General features: G+C 55.4%; 15 protein-coding genes and 2 pseudogenes. 8 read left to right on the top strand and 9 right to left on the bottom strand.

The window, feature by feature from the left end; genetic code table 11:
* The 4 genes and pseudogenes from HALA3H3_RS09260 to HALA3H3_RS09245 form a co-directional block, all read left to right on the top strand.
* Positions 1-1,072 (top strand): HAD-IC family P-type ATPase (locus HALA3H3_RS09260; RefSeq protein WP_144410451.1); only part of this gene is annotated, 1,072 nt, incomplete at its 5' end.
* Positions 1,069-1,572: a signal peptidase II gene (gene lspA / locus HALA3H3_RS09255; RefSeq protein ID WP_022521288.1), complete on the top strand. Its 504-nt coding sequence runs from the start codon at positions 1,069-1,071 to the stop codon at positions 1,570-1,572. The genes HALA3H3_RS09260 and lspA, both read left to right, overlap by 4 nt.
* A gap of 4 nt (positions 1,573-1,576) precedes the next feature.
* Complete coding sequence (gene lnt / locus HALA3H3_RS09250; protein WP_022521287.1) at positions 1,577-3,109, top strand: apolipoprotein N-acyltransferase; 1,533 nt, start codon at positions 1,577-1,579, stop codon at positions 3,107-3,109.
* Positions 3,110-3,162: 53 nt separating this feature from the next.
* A pseudogene (locus HALA3H3_RS09245) lies at positions 3,163-4,206 on the top strand (L,D-transpeptidase family protein).
* A gap of 126 nt (positions 4,207-4,332) precedes the next feature.
* Here HALA3H3_RS09245 and HALA3H3_RS09240 read toward each other — a convergent pair.
* The 5 genes from HALA3H3_RS09240 to HALA3H3_RS09220 form a co-directional block, all read right to left on the bottom strand.
* Complete coding sequence (locus HALA3H3_RS09240) at positions 4,333-5,238, bottom strand: hypothetical protein (RefSeq protein WP_016916423.1); 906 nt, start codon at positions 5,236-5,238, stop codon at positions 4,333-4,335.
* A gap of 518 nt (positions 5,239-5,756) precedes the next feature.
* Entirely contained in the window at positions 5,757-6,845 is a 1,089-nt protein-coding gene (locus HALA3H3_RS27840) for a TniQ family protein (protein WP_081139052.1), read from the bottom strand.
* Positions 6,845-7,729 (bottom strand): TniB family NTP-binding protein, encoded by an 885-nt coding sequence (locus tag HALA3H3_RS09230; RefSeq protein ID WP_022521282.1) that lies wholly within the window; start codon positions 7,727-7,729, stop codon positions 6,845-6,847. Before HALA3H3_RS09230 ends, HALA3H3_RS27840 begins: the two co-directional genes overlap by 1 nt.
* The gene (locus tag HALA3H3_RS09225; RefSeq protein ID WP_022521281.1) at positions 7,726-9,654 is read right to left on the bottom strand and encodes a Mu transposase C-terminal domain-containing protein; all 1,929 of its coding nucleotides are present in this window, start codon (positions 9,652-9,654) and stop codon (positions 7,726-7,728) included. The genes HALA3H3_RS09230 and HALA3H3_RS09225 overlap by 4 nt, the downstream gene beginning before the upstream one ends.
* Positions 9,647-10,327 carry a heteromeric transposase endonuclease subunit TnsA gene (locus tag HALA3H3_RS09220; RefSeq protein ID WP_022521280.1) on the bottom strand — a complete coding sequence of 227 codons (681 nt, stop codon included), beginning with the start codon at positions 10,325-10,327 and terminating at the stop codon, positions 9,647-9,649. Before HALA3H3_RS09220 ends, HALA3H3_RS09225 begins: the two co-directional genes overlap by 8 nt.
* Before the next feature lie 141 nt (positions 10,328-10,468).
* On the opposite strand from HALA3H3_RS09220, the pseudogene HALA3H3_RS09215 reads away from it, so the two are divergent.
* Positions 10,469-11,131, top strand: a pseudogene (locus HALA3H3_RS09215) (ATP-binding protein); the annotation flags it as partial.
* Between the two features lie 22 nt (positions 11,132-11,153).
* On the opposite strand, the gene HALA3H3_RS09210 reads toward HALA3H3_RS09215, so the two are convergent.
* On the bottom strand, positions 11,154-11,732 hold the full coding sequence (locus HALA3H3_RS09210; RefSeq protein WP_022521278.1) for an NADPH-dependent FMN reductase: 579 nt from the start codon (positions 11,730-11,732) through the stop codon (positions 11,154-11,156).
* Positions 11,733-11,951: 219 nt separating this feature from the next.
* Between HALA3H3_RS09210 and HALA3H3_RS09205 the strand changes: the two genes are divergently transcribed.
* The gene (locus HALA3H3_RS09205; protein ID WP_022521277.1) at positions 11,952-13,262 is read left to right on the top strand and encodes an esterase-like activity of phytase family protein; all 1,311 of its coding nucleotides are present in this window, start codon (positions 11,952-11,954) and stop codon (positions 13,260-13,262) included.
* Between the two features lie 77 nt (positions 13,263-13,339).
* Here the strand turns inward: HALA3H3_RS09205 and HALA3H3_RS09200 are convergent, their stop codons facing one another.
* Together HALA3H3_RS09200 and wrbA are read right to left on the bottom strand one after the other, a co-directional pair.
* Entirely contained in the window at positions 13,340-13,975 is a 636-nt protein-coding gene (locus HALA3H3_RS09200; RefSeq protein ID WP_022521276.1) for a DsbA family oxidoreductase, read from the bottom strand.
* Positions 13,976-13,990: 15 nt separating this feature from the next.
* Positions 13,991-14,602: an NAD(P)H:quinone oxidoreductase gene (gene wrbA / locus HALA3H3_RS09195; protein WP_022521275.1), complete on the bottom strand. Its 612-nt coding sequence runs from the start codon at positions 14,600-14,602 to the stop codon at positions 13,991-13,993.
* Between the two features lie 140 nt (positions 14,603-14,742).
* Here wrbA and HALA3H3_RS09190 point away from each other — a divergent pair, with 140 nt between their 5' ends.
* Positions 14,743-15,645 carry a LysR family transcriptional regulator gene (locus tag HALA3H3_RS09190; protein WP_009286202.1) on the top strand — a complete coding sequence of 301 codons (903 nt, stop codon included), beginning with the start codon at positions 14,743-14,745 and terminating at the stop codon, positions 15,643-15,645.
* A gap of 72 nt (positions 15,646-15,717) precedes the next feature.
* On the opposite strand, the gene HALA3H3_RS09185 is transcribed toward HALA3H3_RS09190, so the two are convergent.
* The gene (locus tag HALA3H3_RS09185) at positions 15,718-16,701 is read right to left on the bottom strand and encodes an alpha/beta hydrolase (protein WP_022521274.1); all 984 of its coding nucleotides are present in this window, start codon (positions 16,699-16,701) and stop codon (positions 15,718-15,720) included.
* A gap of 217 nt (positions 16,702-16,918) precedes the next feature.
* On the opposite strand from HALA3H3_RS09185, the gene HALA3H3_RS09180 reads away from it, so the two are divergent.
* On the top strand, positions 16,919-19,105 hold the full coding sequence (locus tag HALA3H3_RS09180; RefSeq protein ID WP_022521273.1) for a malate synthase G: 2,187 nt from the start codon (positions 16,919-16,921) through the stop codon (positions 19,103-19,105).
* Positions 19,106-19,149 lie beyond the last annotated feature (44 nt).

Genomic DNA, 19,149 nt, shown 5'->3' with positions numbered 1-19,149 from the left:
AGCCGCCATCGCCGCCGGTCTCTCGGCGGGAGCTCGGCGCGGACTACTGATCAAAGGGGGAGCCGTTCTTGAACAGTTAGGTAAGCTTCGCTTGGTGGCATTAGATAAAACGGGCACCCTCACTGCGGGTACCCCAAGAGTCACAGATGTGGAGTCTTGGATTGCTGAGGAAGACGATAACAGCGTATTGCGGCTCGCCGCCGCAATAGAGCGGGATTCCAGTCACCCTATCGCCACGGCTATCGTTGAGCATGCCCGACAGTCGGGCATCAACCTCCCCACCGTCACCGGCGGCCGCGCTCTGGCGGGGCGCGGTGTTTCCGGCCAGGTGGAGGGTCGCGAGCTGAGCTTAATGACGCCTCGTCACCTTCACGAGAAAGTCATCCTTGAGGAAAGTCTCAGTGCTCGGATTGTCGCGTTAGAAGAAGCCGGTAAGAGCCTCGCTCTCCTCGTCGAAGGCGAGCGTTTACTGGGCTTGATCGCGGTTCGCGATGAGCCACGCGAAGATGCCATTGAAGGCCTAGCGGCGCTATCCCGTTTAGGCGTACAGGCGGTCATGCTCAGCGGTGATAATGCCCGCACCGTCGCTGCCACGGGGGGTCGCTTAGGCATTGAAGCGTACGGCGAACTAATGCCTGAAGACAAGGCAGCGTATGTTCGAGACTGGCAAGCGGCTGGCCGTGGCCCCATCGGTAAAGTAGGCGATGGCATCAACGATGCACCGGCACTCGCGGCAGCCGATGTGGGTATCGCGATGGGGGGCGGCACGGATGTGGCGTTGGAAACCGCCGATGCAGCCTTGCTCAAGAACCGCGTTACCGGCATCGCTGAGCTGATAGACCTATCTCGTGCCACGCTGCGCAATGTGAAAACCAACGTTGTTCTCGCCCTTGGCTTAAAAGCCATTTTCCTAGTTACAACGGCGCTGGGTATTACCGGCATGTGGATTGCGGTGATGGCCGATACCGGTGCTACCGTCCTGGTGACGTTGAACGCCATGCGACTGCTGGGTTACCGCTTTTCGCCCAGTACCGCAATGACAGGCCTGTCACAAGGAAAAGTAACCTCATGAGAACAGTGCAACACGATAGCCCTTCACGTCGCTGGCCATGGTTCACATTAGCTTGCGTGATGGCTCTAGCCGATCAACTGGTCAAGGAAATTGTGCATGCTCAGATGTCGTTTGGCCAAGTCATTCCGCTAACGCCGTTTTTTAACTGGGTTTATACCGGGAACACAGGAGCCGCTTTCAGCTTTCTCGCAGAAGCAGGGGGTTGGCAGCGCTACCTCTTTCTTGGTTTAGCGTTGGTGGTGGTCGTCGTATTGGTTGTGCAGCTATGCAAACCCCTGTCGCGCTTGGAGGCCTGTGCGTACAGCCTGATTCTTGGCGGCGCGCTCGGTAATACTGTTGATCGCTTAGCGCGAGGGTACGTCGTCGACTATCTGGACATTTACTGGGGCGAATGGCATTGGCCCGCCTTTAACATGGCCGATATCGCGCTATTTGCCGGTGTATTGATGTTCGCGGTGGCGTTATGGCGTGAAAGTCCTGCTTTTAAGCGCTCTGAGTAACGCTATGGATGTGGTCGATAAAGATAAAGAATATACGCTTTTTGCTGGGCGCTCCTCACCAATAGTCGATTGCGTTGTAGCGCTCGCCGCTGGGGTGCTGACCACCTTGAGTGCCGCCCCCTTTTCCCTATGGTGGCTTGGCCCAGTGGCCGTGGCACTGGTCTATTGGAAGATACAGTTGCTAACGCCCGCCATGGCCACCCTGCGTGGGTGGTGCTATGGGGTAGGCCTGTTCGGTTCAGGCACGTCGTGGGTCTTCGTTGCTATTCACGATTTCAGTGGCACCGGGGCCTTGGTGGCGATGTTCCTCACCACTCTTTTTGTCAGCGTCCTGGCGCTCTTCTTTGCAGTCCCCTTTGGGCTCTATCGACGCATCACGGGGCCACGGTTCGCCTTTCTTAGCTTTGCCGGTATGTGGGTGGTGAGCGAATGGCTACGCACTTGGATGCTCACCGGCTTTCCCTGGTTATTGCTGGGCACCTCTCAGATTGATTCTCCACTAGCCCCATGGGCGCCCGTTGGTGGTGTGTACTTGCTGTCACTCATGACCGCGCTGACAGGTACGTTAGGGGTAGAGGTACTGCGTCGCCGCTGGAGTTTCCTTGTCCCAATGGCCGCCTTGTGGATCGTTCCATTCCTATTGCCCGCCCAATGGACAACCCCGGCTGGCAAGCCCATCCGGGTGGCATTGCTGCAAGGGAATCTTGACCAGCGCATTAAGTGGACTGCCCAAGGGCAGCGCGAGGCGATCAGTATCTACACGGCGATGACACGGGAGCAAGCAAGGGATATCGATCTCATCGTTTGGCCCGAGGCAGCCCTTCCCATGCTTGAGCAGGAAGCACAGCAAATACTTGAGCAAGTAGCGTCCGACCTGGGGCCTGACACCGCCTTGTTGACCGGCATTTTGCAACGCGACAGTGAAGGGCGCTCTTATAACAGCGTCATAGGGCTAAATGATGTGCAGGGCGAATACCAGAAGGCGCACTTGGTGCCCTTTGGCGAGTATTTGCCATTCCAAAGTCTCCTCGCTGGCACCCTTGCTTTTTTCGACTTGCCAGTACCTCGCCTGACCCCAGGGTCAGGCGAACAGGCTCCGTTACACGTGGCTGGAGCCACCATTGGCAATGCCATTTGTTACGAAATCATTTTTGCCGACCATGTCGCCCAGCAGGCGCGTAATGCCGAGCTGCTATTAACGGTTTCCAACGATACGTGGTTTGGGCGTTCCATTGGCCCACACCAACATCTTCAAATGGCGCGTCTACGTGCCTTAGAAAATGGTCGTCACCTACTTCGAGCTACCAGTAATGGCGTGACGGCCATCATCGATTCACAAGGTCACGTCACAGCCCGTGCCCCACAGTTTGAACAGGCCAGTTTAACGGGCGAGGTGACCCCGATGCAGGGCCTAACTCCTTTCACACGCACCGGTAGTGGCCCCGCTTGGATACTCGCTGCGGTGCTGACACTGCTCGGGTTACAACTGAACTTATCTCGATCAAAAAACGACGCATTAGATGAAAAAGGAACCTAGCGATGCTCTTGGCAAAGAACGCAGCAATACTTAAGAGATTCCTCCCATGGCCAATGCAGATCGGCTTCATCGTGAGTGTGATGGTTTCGTTTCTGGCATGGCTCCCTGTCGCCATGGCGGCACAACCTTCCACTGCCCAGGAGACGGAATGGCCCAAGGGGCATTACCCGCTACCTGAGGAAGGCAATATTATCGGAGAGGCTGACACCTTCATCGTGAAGAATTACGAGGATACTCTGATTGATATTGCCAGACGTCACAACCTTGGCTAACAGGAGATTGTACGTGCTAACCCAGAGGTCAGTATTTGGGTGCCCGGAGTGGGTACTGAAGTAACCATTCCAGGACGCTTCATCCTGCCGAATGTCGAGCGTACTGGGGTCGTCATCAATATCGCCGAGCTGCGGCTTTACTACTACCCAGATGTCAAAACCGGTGAGACACCGCGCGTTGAGACCTATCCTATCGGCATCGGTCGCGAAGGGTTTGATACACCCCTTGGTGTGACCGAGACCACCATGAACATTAAAAACCCCGCATGGTACCCGCCTGAGTCGGTAAAACGTGAAGCGGAAGCACGCGGCGAAACCGCACCAAGCGTTGTACCGCCCGGCCCCGATAACCCGCTAGGAGACCATGCCATCATCCTAGGCTTCGATGGCTATTTGATTCACGGCACCAACCAGCCCGATGGCATTGGCATGCGCGCAAGCCGAGGTTGTATCCGCATGTTACCCAAAGACATCGAATCTATATTTGACCGCATTCCACCCGGCACCCAAGTCAACATCATCAATCAGCCGATCAAGATAGGTTGGGAAGGCGGTCAGCCGCTGATTCAAGCCTTTCCGCCGCTTGGAGAAGAAGAGCACAGTATGACCGCACTCACAGAGACCATGACACGCCTTAACCAATACAATGTCGATAACGTAAACCTCGATTACGAGCAGCTCAGCGATGTCCTGTCACTCTCTAACGGGCTTATAACCCCACTACATCCAAAGCAGGAACAGGAGCCACAGCGCCACAGCCCAGAAGAGAAGGCTATCAAGGGCATTTATGAAGACCTGGTTTTGACGTCATCTCAACGGTCATGACACGCCTTTTGGCACCCCGTTGAGCCCTGGCATATAGGTAGAGAGCCATAGCCCCGTCCAAACGGCGGGGCGACATTCGCCTACAGAGTCGCGGGGCCCTCCAAGTGACTGCGCGCTATCAGTGTCTTAGCACTCAATATCCAGAGGCAGCCAGTAGGTAACGCCACCCACTACCACCTGTATCCCGTCTGTCGTCCGCTCTACGGTCTGTTGTCGAAGCATTTTCTGCGTTAATTTTGTGTCATGGAAATACTCCATGGCAGCAACGATCCATGCCTCCCTCCAGGCCTCTCCTTGATCAGCACACCGGGCCATCGTCATCAGGGTGCGGGCTAGTGTTTCTTTTCGCCGCTTTCTTGCCCGTTTTACATCCACCCGAGGAGCCAACGTGGTGGCATGTTGGCGATTTAAGAAATTAGTAAACCCCGTGACCGAGGCTGCTTGTCCGGGCACCGCATGCAAATAGTTGTCCACATCGCCCTGTTGAGGCAGTCGCTGCCCCTCCCGGTCAGTAGCGAGTAGCAATGCGGCTGCCGCTCTTAGTGCAAGTCGTGCGGAGGTGTGGGACGTTTTGCCCGCCTCTATACGGGTTTCCAATTGCAGCCAATAGGCTTGCAGCACTTGGTCTGATAGCGAAGCGAACGGCATAGAACTGAGACACGCTTGAATACGTCTTTTCTCTGAGTCGATCCGCTTTGCTTGGTGATCCGGCTCTACCCCTTGCTCTTCATGCAACCATCGCATGGGAAGCCTCACACGCCGCAAGCCCTCCGCCCCGAAGTGATGAAGTAGCTCCGAATAGCTCGGTATCCGTGACCATGCCTGGTCGAGCTCAAGGAAGAACGAGAAGAAATGATTGATCTTGAGGGCAGCCTTATGCGGCCCAGTGATACGAATCAGCCATTCACCAAATTCCCCAAAGGCCTCACTTAACGCTTTGGTAGTGATACCGGCTTGGCCAATGGTGATGCGTTTACGGCATGTTCGCGTCCAATAGCAGGGCTCACAGGCATCACCTCGACCCGCTGGCATGGGATTACCACACGATGGGCAGGCAATTTCCCCTTGCTCATTACAGGCTTTGCACAACGCATCCCCGTTGGGTGCCACCACCAATAAACGATGTCGACGACATGCAGAACAGGTACCGTGGTCTGCTGTCGAACAGCGTGGACATAAGCGATGATCATGCCCCATACGCGCCACTCGGGTAAGACGTTGAGATGCTTTCCCACACGCCTCGCAGGGCTCTGGTTCTTTGAAATAGGGAGCGCAGGCGATACAGACAGGGCCGTAGGGAGTGACCTTGCCGATGTTGTAGTCTGAACTGGCTTTTCCACATCGTGCACACGGTTTGTCAACGTTGCACTGACGACAGACGGCGTCTGGGTCATTCTTAGGCAGACGGGCTAACTCACCACATCGTGGGCACATCCGCCGCTTAAACACACGAGCATAGCAAGTTGAACAGTAGCCGTGCCCTTTATGGCGTCGCCACAATTTGGAGACTTCTCGGCCACACTCATGGCAGTCGACCGTTTGGTGTTGATTCAAGAGGTTGGCTCCGCTTTCATTCTGCGTTTTAAACGCGCCCATGAGGCTCTAACAGCGCGTTCCGACATGGGGCGACAAGCCGGGGGAACACGGCGGCGATGCGGCCCATGAGGGTGGTGAGATAACCGTGATAGCAGCGGCAACAACACAACGGGGGGCGACCTTCGGGGATCATGAAGCGCGCTCGTTTTGACATTGCACGCGACCAGAACGCTGAACGTTTCTTCAAGGCCCATACTGAGCAAGCGTTCCAACGCTACCAATAAGGCACTACGCTCGCTGACAGCCAGCAGCTCAAACGCCAGGCCAGACACAGGCATTCGGCAATCCGTAACCGAAATGCCCAATGAAAGAAGCGCATCGGCCAGGGGTGACACAGGCCGCCGACTTGCACGCCGTATAACGCCAATAAAAAAGGCCACCATAGAAAACCAATCGGCGGGTGCGATAGAGGCCTGCCTAAACGTCACCTTATCCTGTTCTAACACACGATCAGCCATCACTTGAACACTGAACGCTTCAGGTAAAGGCGACGTGCATACCGCCTTTCTAAAATCGTTATGACACCGGCTGCATTGAGCTAAATGTTGATCTTCCGCTGTCAGGCGATGGGGCTCTATAGGGGCCTTGCATGCTGGGCACTCATCTACCAGCTGCACCCCATGAAAGCGGCACCCAGTGTGCCAAGCGAATCGCCAGTGCCGGCGCAAGTAGGGGGTTGAGTCCTCTGCCAAGCACAACGTGCATACCTGTTGTCCTCCATGGCGGGTTCGATTTCGGCTGCCGAGTGCCAACAACCAGGGCCAAGTCCGGGTTTCCGGTAACGAGTAACCGACCACTTTCTCACAATCGTCCCGCATCCCCGCTTTCTGAAACTTAGCGGAAGATATCCCCGAGGCATTCACTAATGGGCGCATTCTTGCGAGGGGTATTTCCCTATCAATGTCCCTCGTCCATATACGCCATGTTGGCCAAATAGCCCCGGTGAGCGACAAAGGATCACACCCCTGTCGCAACGCCGCCCGAACGAGCCATGATGAAAGGGACTCCTCAGGCAGCAGGGGCACACTCAGCGCCCAGGTCATTACAGCATCACTTCCCTAATGCCACGGGTGGGCCGCACCCATGATTTACTCTGAATAATTTTCTCATCGATGCACTCAGCTCCAGACAAAATAGCGGCATTTGCACACTCAATCAGCAGCCGGTGCAGGTCACCCAAATTACCGCCAGAAATCGCGTGGAGCTGGGTCGCCAATTGGGGCTCATGCAGTTGGGAAGGATGTTTGAGAGGTAATATCTTCTCAAAGCCAGCGAGCAGCTTCTGAAACTCCTGATTGAGCTCCCACTTTGGTAACGCGACCACATCAAAGCGACTCGCATGCTGTGGGTCTGAATGCAGCACACGCACAGCATCTTGCGTCCCCACACCAACGATGGGAATCATTAGCTCATTGCATAAAAGCTTAATGGCATTCATCGTTTCGCGCTGCTTAACAGCACCACCGGTTAACAGAGAGTGAAACTCATCGATGATCAGTAAGCGCGTATGGCAAGCACGCAGTTGATGAATCACCTGGTAGCGCAGCTTGGGAACAGGATCTGTAGGCCGGTAGGGAGCCCAGAAACTCTCTAGCACTGCGATATACAGACTTTTCTCATCGGCACTCGGGGGAGCCTGAGTGACAACAACAGGCTTCACGGGCTCTACGTCTTCATTCACGTAGCCTTCACCGTACTGCTTACGAAACCGTTGAACGATGGTTGTCTTTCCGTTGTTGGAGTCACCCACGAGCAAGAGGTTAGGCATACGAGGACGACTGGGCTTCTCCATCAACCCACGCATGACCTCAATGACACGATTGGCCAATGGATAGCCCAACCAGCGCGGTTGATCCATAAACTCCATTCGCTCTTTAGCGGACAGCCCCAAGACGTGACGAAGATCAGGATGAAGGTGTGTGCTCATGCTATGTCCCAGTTCACATCGATATCACCCGTTAAAAGACCGTCCCCTTGAGCGGGTGTCTCTTTAGGGGCCGCAGTTGAGGGCGCATGTAAAAGGGGATCTGCAGGCGTCACCTTCTTCTCATGCTCTTTACGTCGTTGTGCCTGACGGCGACTTCGCTTAGTACGTGCTTGCGACTCCTCCACATGGGTTCGCAGCTCACTAATAGCGCGTAGAATTTCAGTCTCATTGACCGAGCTTCTTCCTTCCTGCCGAAGGCGCGCTTTAGCTTGGGCATACTCCCAAACACTCATCGAGGGGAGGGCAAGATTGGCAAAGGGCACGCGAAAATAGTGCCCGAGCTCCGGGTCTTTGAACCAAATGACACTAATGTCGCGAGGGTCGCGCCGGAAAACAAAGGTGCGTTTCTTGTCTGGCATGTCTGGATCTTTGGCATTGATCCAAGGTCTTAGCGCTTCATCGTAATAGTTTATGCCATCGATGGTCACACCAAAGGTCTGGATCGTACGCTGAAAGCTGGGCAAAAAATCGAGCAATACAGAGAGCCTGTCAGCAGGCCTCGGCGCTAATCCCACTCCCTGCACATCCGCATTGCCAAACACACCAATTTCCCACTTTTTCATCGGCGACATACCAATCCCAGAATGAAGGCGCTGGTGGTAAACCTTGCAAATCAACGTCACCAGCCACTCTTCAAACTCGCTTTTCGTCATGGCCGCGTGCTTCTCTGGATCGTATCCCTCTTTCTCTTTAATGGAGGAGAAGGTCGTCCCAGGCAGGTTATGGATTTCCTTTAGAAGAGAGCCCAGTACCCGCTCAATGTGGCCACCATAACGAGGCTGCTTAACAGGCCGAAACTCAAGGTTGACCCCATAGGCTAGGCATGAGCGCCGAAACGTCTCAGAGCGAAAATCTGGGCCGTTATCGACATGAATCGTGGCGGGTGTGCCCCATACCGGCCACTCAGCCTCCACATTATGCAGTAGCAACCACTCATCTTTAGGAAGCATGGAGTGCGCCACACACATGCCGACAGATGTTTCAGAGGGCGGGTCAAACGACAAGTAATACCCCGTGACCATGCGAGTAAACACGTCCATGGCCAACGTAATCCATGGGCGACCAATCGGCTTGCGATACACGTCATCGACCAAAATAATATCGGCAGGCGTGTGGTCAATCTGCATAACGGCTAACGGATAGTCCGCATTGGGAAATTTTCCGGCAGCCGGCTGGAACTTGTTAATGGCTTTGTCTCTAAAACCATGGCCACGCAACCGGTCACGCTCTGGGATATCACGCAGACGAGCACGAACGGTACCAGGGCTCGGCGGGTCGATGCGCCGTTCATGGCAGCGCCGCATGACTTCCTGTACCGCTTTTTGTGCGGACGGACGCTGCAGCGTCAAATACACCTCTTTGATGACTTCCTGAATCACTGCCTCGGCATGCGCGGGAATACGCGACTTTCCCTTCTTCCACCCTGGCTTTTGAGGAATCAATGCAAGCACCGAGCCCGTCGCTTTATACCGCTTCAACCAACGGTAGATCGTAGCCGTATCAACCCCCGTTTGTTTCGCACGCTCCTCCGCTGCATCCCGCCCCACCGTATGGCGATCCACCAAGGGCTTAATGATGGAAAAGCGATGCTCGGCCTCCCGCCAATCGGCATCCCCAATCTCGGACATATCCTGCTCAGGGGATACGGACCCGCTATTGAGAGGCGCTAGTTCTTTGATGCGAAGCGGGCAACTACGCCCGGACTCAACGGCAATGCCAATGACTGTCTCAAAATCGAGCACCTGGGAAATTCGGTAAACGGTGCCATCTTTCTGAACCTGCTCACCCACCATAATCTGCAAGTGTTGGCGTGTTTGGGCGACGCCGTTATTGGGTTCAGTTGCGCTGCCACGATGGTTATTCATAATCGGGTACCCATACCTCTGATAGAGGACTGAAGGATTGGGCCATATCGCAATCTAACTGCCGAGTCGCCAGTAGATGCCATAAATGCGCAATCCCCTCTGCCCGGTAAATATCGCCCATAAAGTGCCGAGAAAGCAGGTAATCCAAGGTCGCCACCCCCATTTCCCTCACCGTGTTGAGGACTGCCTGGCTTTCGACAGAAGGAAACACCATCCGTTTATAGCGCGCTAGGAAGGTAATGTTGTCCAAGGTCTTATCACGAATGCGGCTTTCATCATGAATGCGAAACGCCCAGCCCTCATTGTTGGCATGCCGTATCGCCGCCTTCCATTTAGGCGACCATTCACGCCAATGTGCTTGCCACTTTTCCCGTGGTTTGACCTCCACCAGGAGAGGTTTTGGGTAATCCCTGTAATGACGGTTACCGAGACGGTAATAAACCAAATAGTCAGGTGTGTAGGTGTAGCGCCTACCGGTCACGGGATGATGAAACGGGATCTCGCACGGCTGGGATATCACACCAAGGACGCTCACATCAAAGTCAGCCTTGATGAGGAAATCACGTTCGAGCGTCGACTCGAACGCAATAGACTCCTCCCCGCGAAAGGCATAGTAGCCAGACACACTTCGTCGGGTAGGGCCGATTTTACGAACGGATGTAGGCAGTGGCATGGGCAGTCGCACCAAATGTTGAATAAAACAAGACCTGTCGCATCAATTGCTATTAATTCTGTCGCACTCAATCCTGTACAGACTACCATAATAGCCCGATATTACGCCCTGAGGGTCGCATCAATTGCTGAAAATGACAGCGGCTCAAAACCCAAACCCGGTGAGATTTCGCTGGCCCACCACGGCGTGCTGTTCTTGGATGAGCTGCCGGAGTTTTCCCGCCATGTGCTAGAGGTACTTCGGCAACCGCTGGAAACCGGCGAGATTCATCTCGCACGCGCCAGTCATGAACGTCGCTACCCTGCTCAATTTCAGTTAGTAGCCGCAATGAATCCCTGCCCCTGCGGCCACTTGGGCGACCCACGCCAGCGCTGTCAGTGTACCGCCAGCCAAATCCAGCGTTATCAAGCACGGCTTTCCGGGCCATTGCTAGACCGTATCGATCTGCAAGTGGAAGTGCCCGCGCTGCCGCCAGAGCAGCTCACCGCACAAACCCAAGGCGAGTCGTCAGAAGCCGTGCGCGAGCGGGTGATGGCCGCCCGAGAACGCCAAATGGCCCGTGGCGCGCTGAATAGCCAGCTAAGCGGCAAAGCCCTGGAAGCCGCCTGCGCGCTTAACGATGAAGAGCGCGCCTGGCTCGCGGGCGTGCTGGAAAAGCTCAAGCTCTCCGCCCGCGCCTATCACCGCGTACTACGTGTAGCCCTGACCCTTGCCGACCTTCAGGGCGAACCCAAACCCACCCAGCCGCATCTAATTGAGGCGATTGGATACCGACAGCTGGATCGGATGCTAAAGGGGGCGTAAGCCCCCGAAAGCCACTGGGCGGTTAGTGCGTGGCGGCCAGTGAATCCACTAGGCGCTGACACAGCGCATCCAGCTTCTGCCCCGTGGTTTCATCGTGTAACGCGCCACTATCATTGAAAGCGCTGCCCGCTTTCGCCAGCGACAATGGCTGTGGCAGCACGACCAACCCCAGATTGGCTAACAGTTGCTGACCAAGCGGTAGCGCACGGATGCCACCTAGCCCACCAGGGGAAGCCGCCACCAGCGCTGCCCACTTACCGGCAAATAACTTGAGCCCCGGCGTATCCTGATAGGGACGTGATAGCCAGTCCAGTGTGTTTTTCAGCAGCGGCGTGATAAAGCCGTTGTACTCCGGCGAAGCGATCATCACCGCTTGGTGATCCGCCAGAATCTCACGCAGCTTCAGCACATTCTCCGGCACGCCCCGGGCTTCAATATCTTCATCAAACAGTGGGCAGGGATAATCTTTTAAATCGATAAAGGTTGCTTCCCCGCCAAGCGCCTCAATACGCTTGGCGGCCAGCTTGGCTAGCTGCTTGTTCAGTGACGCTTCTCGGGCACTGCCTGCAAAGACCAGTACCTTTTTGACCGATGATCCCATTGCCATTTCCTCTTTGAATAATGTATTTGAAAGCCACACCATTTATTAATATTTACGCCCGTTGAGCAAGACGTATTTTACGACTCAGGGCCAGACTCGACGTGAAACCCTGCTGCCATTAAAACGTCTGCACTTTGTCATTCAACTATCACTATTACGGATGAAAATTAGCAAAAGCTGCACCTGCCCTAATTTTTCCTCCGAAATGGTGAAATAGTGATGACAAAGCCGTTACTAGCGACTGCTCTACTCGCCTTTGCGTTTACCAGTGCGGCACACGCCCAGCAGAGTTTTCCCGCCACATTGTCCGGCCATGCCCAGCTACCCGGCAGCACCTTTGTGGCAGCTCCTTCCGGTGCCGCTGAGCACTATAACGTCTCAGGCCGTTTTACTGGCCAAGAGGGCCGCGTTGAGCAGTTGTATACGAACATGCAAGCCACCGGCTTAGCGCTACCCTTCCCCAGCCAGCCTTTGCAGGGTTTTTCAGGTATTCGCTCACTTGGCAATGACCGTTTCCTGGTGTTGACCGATAACGGCTTTGGCTCCAAGGCGAACTCCTCCGACGTCATTCTGATGTTTAACATCATAAAGACTGACTGGGACACTGGGCGCGTCATCATCGAGGAAACCGTTCAACTATCGGATCCCAACCGCAAGGTGCCCTTCCCGATTATGAATGAAGCTACACCTGGTCGTTTTTTAACCGGAGCTGATTTCGATATTGAATCGATACAGCCGGTGGGCGATAGCTACTGGATTGGCGATGAGTTCGGCCCCTGGATTATCCAGGTCAATAATACGGGCGAAGTGCTGCAAGTGCTGGCCACCAATCCTGGTGGGACGCTGATGCGCTCCCCCGACAATGCCTTTGCCCTCACCCCGAACCCTGGCGCGCCTCTCGCTGATGATGTGAGAGTGTTTCGCTCCGGTGGCTACGAGGGCATGGCGCTCTCCGAAGACCAAACAACCCTTTACCCCTTATTGGAAAAGCCAGTCTGGGACAGCAACGCCAACGCCCCGGAAACGATTGATGGCACCCCCGTATTAAGAATGTTCGAGCTCCATACTGAAACCGGCGAATGGGGCGACGCAACCCGCTACTACCCCTTGGAGTCAGCGGATCATGCTATTGGCGATTTCAACCTCATTGGCGGAACTCGCGGCTTAATCATTGAGCGTGATAGCCGCCAAGGCGATCCGCGAGAAGAGTGGGCGGACAACCCTGCCGAGTTCAAACGCATCTATCTCGTCGATCTCAACCGCACAAATGAGCAGGGTGTGCTTGAGAAAATCGCCTATATCGACCTGATGAACATTCAGGATCCAGACGGCATCGCCCCCCGTGGCACGATCAACGACACCTTTAACTTTCCTTTTGTGACCATTGAGAACGTGGATCGTGTCGATGAGAGCACCATCGTGGTCGCCAATGACAACAACTACCCTTTCTCGATTGGCCGCCAGCAAGGCCGCGCCGATGATAATGAGCTAATACTGCTCGATGTAGAGGACTTCCTGAACGCCCAGTAATGTGAGCAAGCGTGGGGCCGGGGCGCTCAATTATGACCCTAGCCTCACGTTAAAACGTCAGCAATCTCTCGACAAATTCAGCCAATATGCTGGCGGACTTCCTGTAACTGGAGACGCAGGCTTTCTATCGGTTGCGCACCATTAATCAGCCATCTGTCTTCAACAATCAATGTCGGCACCGACTGAACTCCCAACTTGGACGCGAGGTGGTGATCCTTTTCCACCGCCTGCTGAGTTGTTTCCGAGAGCACGTCTAGATCATAACGAACCATGTCGAGCCCGATTTCTTCAGCCAGTGATCGCAGCACCTGGCTATCACCGATATTGCGGCTCTCCGTCAGGTGCGCGTACTGAACACGATCAAACATACGCCAGTGCCCTTGTTGACCTGCCTGCATTTCAGCCGCCTTACACGCCAGCGCGCCAGGCATCCCGTGAGGATACTCGAAGGTTTGGGCACGCATACCATCAATGTTGATACGCGGGGTATCCTCTGCGGCAACGCATTTTTCCCAATGACCGAGAATTGTTTCTTTGGCATCACCCATAGAGCCGAAGGCTTCTAGCATGGCTTCTCTACTTGCTTGAAGCGTAAAGCACTGGTGATGCACATCCAGGTTCAACTGCTTCGCAAGCGAGTGCAGCCGGGGAGAGAGAAGGTAACACCAACCGCAAACAACATCGTGCACAAACACCACCTTTAATGGATGCATGTCTCACCTCCCCCTCTAATCGTTGTGTGAACTGAGCGAACGCGCAATGGATGCCACGTGCTGACCCTGAAATTCAGCAATGCGCAGCTCTACCGCCGACGGCTGCCGCGAGCCATCTGTCGCCGCCAAGGTTGATGCGCCATAGGGTGTGCCTCCGCTGATCTCGTCCATCGTCGTAAGGTCGGGACAAGAATAAGGTACCCCCACGATGACCATGCCGTGGTGTAACAAGGTGGTATGGAAGGACAATAGGGTGCTCTCTTGACCTCCATGCTGACTCGCGGTGGAAGTGAATGCTGCACCAACTTTGCCGATAAGCGCCCCCTTAGCCCAGAGTCCACCGGTTTGATCTAAGAAATTGCGCATCTGGGAGGCCATATTGCCAAAGCGAGTGGGCGTGCCGAAAATAATGGCATCGTAATCAGCCAGTTCACTCGGCTCGGCGATAGGCGCAGACTGATCCAATTTAGCCCCCGCCTTGAGGGCGACCTCTTCTGGCATCAGTTCTGGCACGCGCTTGATGGTCACTTCAGTGCCAGGGATGCTGGCCGCGCCTTTCGCTACAGCGTCAGCCATCGTCTCGATATGGCCATAGGTTGAATAATAAAGGACTAGTACCCGGGTCATCGTGATTCTCCATGCGTTGCTATTCGAATACGTTCTGAGTAGGCGATCTCGTCGACGCCATGAATCCCAGGATAAGCTTTGTTTAAATAGAGATAATCAGTAGTATTCGAAAATGATATTTTCCTTACTGGAAACAATGCATGGATAAGCTGACGGCAATGCGCACCTTTCGGCGAGTCGTAGAGCTGCAGAGCTTTTCTGCGGCCGCGAACGACCAGCGGCTCTCCAACGGCGCTGTGAGTAAACAGGTAGCGGAACTGGAGGCCAGCCTTGGGGTAACGCTGTTGACGCGTACCACCCGGCGGCTGAGCCTTACCGATGCGGGGCGGGCGTACTACGAACGCTGCGCCTGCATCCTCGACGACATTGAAGAAACCGAGCTAGCGTTGGGAGTTCACCAAGCAATCCCGCGGGGATCTCTTAAGATCAACTGCCCCATGTCGCTGGGGCTTTTGCATATCGCGCCTTTGATCCCCGTATTTGCCGAGCGCTACCCGGAAATCAACATCGAACTGGTTATGAATGACCGCCGCGTAGCGTTGGTGGAGGAAGGATTCGACGTCGCCTTACGTGCCGGTGACCCACTGGAAGATTCATCACTGATCGCACGCCGACTACAAAGCATTCATCGCGTATTGTGCGCCTCGCCAGGCTATCTCGAGCGATTCGGCGAACCGACAACACCTCAAGCACTTTCTGAGCATAAATGCCTGCTCTACAGCCTGGGCGCCGCACCGGAAGTGTGGCGCCTTGGCTATGCAGGGCAGACTATCGAACAGCGAGTGAAAGCAACCCTGACCGCCAATAGCAGCATCGCCCTGCGAGAAGCGCTGCTTGCGGGCATGGGCATTTCTCTAACCCCGACCTTCGTAGTCAGTGCGGATCTCAAGGCTGGGCGCTTGATTGAAATAATGCCGACATACCGCCCCCCTGAGCAAGGCCTCTATATTCTCTATCCAGCCAGCCGCTACCTCTCGCCAAAGGTACGCTGCTTTGTAGACTTCATGGTAAATCAGCTCGGCGGCACACCGCCCTGGGGGTAAAGCAGGGCTCATTGAGAGGGTAGAACAGGGCCCTAGATCCAGGGATGCCTCTAGGGTCTGGAATTGCCGACGTTATTTACTAACACTATCGACAAACCCATCTACAAAATTATCCAGCGCTTCAAACAGCACTTCACGAATGGGATCTGCCTCATTTACCAAGTGGTGGCGAGCTTCCGGGTGGCGGTGAATTTCGGCATTGGGAAACTTCTTCGCCAAAATCGCTAAATTCCACTCCCAATCAACGGTCAAATCCTGCTCGCCCTGGAGTATCAGGGTAGGCAGCGGGTTGGGCTCCTGGGCCAGTAGGCGAGGCATCCAGCGGCGCATGGCGCTCACCCAGGCAACGCTCAAACGCTCGGGCTGCAGCGGGTCACCCTCGCGTAGAAACTCGGTGAACTGCTCGTCGGTAGAGTTGGGGCGATATTTACGCGGCAACTCTTTTACAAAAGGGCTGGCAATCAAGTGCAGCCAGCTGGTTTGGCTCCATCCCCAAGGCCGCACCAGGGGCGCCAGCAGCACCAAACCCGACCAGCCGGAAGCCCCACGACGGGTGAGTGCATCGGTAGCCAGAATCGCCCCACCGGTACTCTGGCCCACGCCTAACCACGGCTCAGGCGCCATGCCTTGGCTCTTTAGAGTCATCTGCAAGTGAGCCAGGCAGTGCTGATAATCATCGAAATCTTCTATTGCCGCCCGCGCACCGCTGGAAAGGCCGTGGCCGGGAAGATCCCACAGCACCACTCGCCAGCCCTTAGCCAGCAGGCGTTCAAGCAAATGGCGATATAACCCCATATGATCGAAATAGCCATGTACCACAAAGGCAGTGCCCACCGGCTGCGGGGGGCTCCACACTTGGCACCACAGCGCAAAGCGCCCCGTATCGATAAAGCCTGCATGCACTTCACTGGTATCTAACAGCAGTGCTTCCAAGCCATAGTGGTGGAAATAGTCTTGCATGGCGTTTGCCAATACTTCCCCAGGCAACAGGCGGCTAAGGGCGGTATCGCCCGAGGCGTGGCGAAACAAGCCTTCCAGATGTTGGAAATCACTCATCGATGTTTCTCCATAACGCCATTGTCCTTTGACCTAGGCACGGCTGATGTTTCGCGCTTTCAGAACCAAATGCCTAGTCATTTGGTCGAGCATTTTAGCGCATTAGGGTCTACGCTGTTTACATGCCCGGCCAGGTGTGGAATTATTTTCCATAAATACATTTTACGCTGACCGTAGCAAACACATCACCCACTGGCATCCTCACAGGAGAAACCCCATGAGCGAGCGTATCACGCGCCACCGTTTACAGGTGGCAGCCGATCTAGATCGTTTTATAAATGAGCAGGCGCTACCGGGAACAGGTGTTGATGAAAACGCCTTTTGGGCCAGTGTGGATGCCCTGTTTCATGATTTGACCCCTAAAAATCGTCAATTGCTCGAAGAGCGCGACACGCTGCAAGAGAAGCTAGATGCATGGCACCGGGAAAACCCCGGCCCGGTCACCGATATGCCGGGATACCGTCGCTTCCTGAAAGAGGTTGGCTACCTGGCAGAAGCGCCGGCTAACGTAAAAGCGACCACCGCCAACGTTGACCGTGAAGTTGCCGTTCAGGCAGGCCCGCAGTTGGTTGTGCCGGTGAGCAACGCACGCTATGCGCTGAACGCGGCGAACGCCCGCTGGGGCAGCCTTTACGACGCCCTGTACGGCACCGATGCGATTTCCGAAGAGGATGGCGCGGAGAAAGGCACCAGCTTTAACCCGAAACGCGGCGCCAAAGTGATTGCCTACGCCCGTGGCGTGCTTGACCGCGCGGCACCGCTGGCGACTGGCTCGCACCGGGATGCGGTGAACTACGCCATTCGTGATGAGCACTTGGTAGTAACGCTGGAAGGTGGTCGTGAAACCGGCTTGAAGGATTCCGGCAAGCTGATCGGTTTTAACGGCGAAGCGGCGAAACCCGACGCGATTCTGTTGGGGAACAACGGCCTGCACCTGGAAATCCAGATCGACCCTAACGACGCCATCGGCAAAACCGACCCGGCAGGCGTTAAAGATGTCGTGGTGGAAGCCGCCCTGACCGCCATCATGGATTGCGAAGACTCCGTTGCCGCAGTGGATTCAGAAGACAAGGTGGGCGTTTACAGTAACTGGCTGGGCCTGATGAAGGGCGATCTGGAAGAGAAGATCGAAAAAGGCGGCAAGACGTTTACCCGCAAGCTGAACGCCGACCGAACCTGGCAAACCACCGATGGCAGCAGCGTCACGCTACCCGGCCGTTCGCTGATGTTCGTGCGCAATGTGGGTCACTTAATGACCACACCGGCGATTTTGGATGAGAACGGTAACGAGCTGCCGGAAGGTATCCTTGATGCCGTGGTTACCTCGCTGCTCGCGTTGCATGATCTGAAGAAAGACGCTGACCAGCCGCGCAACTCGCGCACTGGCTCTGTTTACATCGTCAAGCCGAAGATGCACGGCCCTAAAGAAGTTGCCTTCGCCAACGAGCTGTTTAGCCGCGTTGAAGACATTTTGGGCATGAACCGCGACACCCTGAAAATGGGTATCATGGACGAAGAGCGTCGCACCACCGTTAACCTCAAGGCGTGTATCGCTGAAGCGGCTTCACGGGTGGCATTTATCAACACCGGCTTCCTCGACCGTACCGGCGACGAAATGCATACCGCCATGGAAGCGGGTCCCATGGTGCGCAAGGGCGACATGAAAAGCGCCGCTTGGATTCAGGCCTACGAGAAGAGCAACGTGCAAGTGGGCCTTGCCTGCGGCCTTCGCGGTCGTGCCCAGATTGGTAAAGGCATGTGGGCCATGCCTGACCTGATGCACAACATGCTAGAGCAGAAAATCGGCCATCCGAAAGCGGGTGCCAACACGGCTTGGGTGCCTTCACCTACGGCCGCTGCGCTTCACGCGCTGCACTATCATCAGGTCAACGTCACCGACGTTCAGCGCGAGCTGGAAGCGTTGGGTGAGCCCGACTACCTGGACGACCTACTCACCGTGCCAGTAGCGGAAAACGCCAACTGGTCAGATGAAGAGAAGCAGCAGGAGCTGGATAACAACTGCCAGGGTATTCTCGGCTACGTAGTTCGCTGGGTAGAGCACGGCGTCGGTTGCTCGAAAGTGCCGGATATCCACAACGTAGGCCTGATGGAAGACCGCGCCACGCTGCGTATCTCCAGCCAGCACATTGCCAACTGGCTACACCACGGCATTGTCGATGCACCGCGAGTGGAAGAGACCCTCAAGCGCATGGCCAAGGTAGTCGACGAGCAGAACGCTGGCGACCCCACCTACACCGCCATGAGCGCCAATTTTGAAGGCTCCACGGCTTTCAAAGCCGCCTCCGACCTGATCTTCAAAGGCCGCGTACAGCCTTCCGGCTACACCGAGCCGCTACTGCACGAGTGGCGTCAGGTGCATAAGGCCCAGGTGCATAAGGCATAGTAAGTTCGTTTTATGGTGTAATCAGCCTCGAGGTTCATCCCTCG

Source organism: Halomonas sp. A3H3 (assembly GCF_000982975.1).
GTDB lineage: Bacteria > Pseudomonadota > Gammaproteobacteria > Pseudomonadales > Halomonadaceae > Vreelandella > Vreelandella titanicae.
Note: the sequence above shows the minus strand (reverse complement) of the source record. Positions and strands in the feature narration are given on the sequence as shown.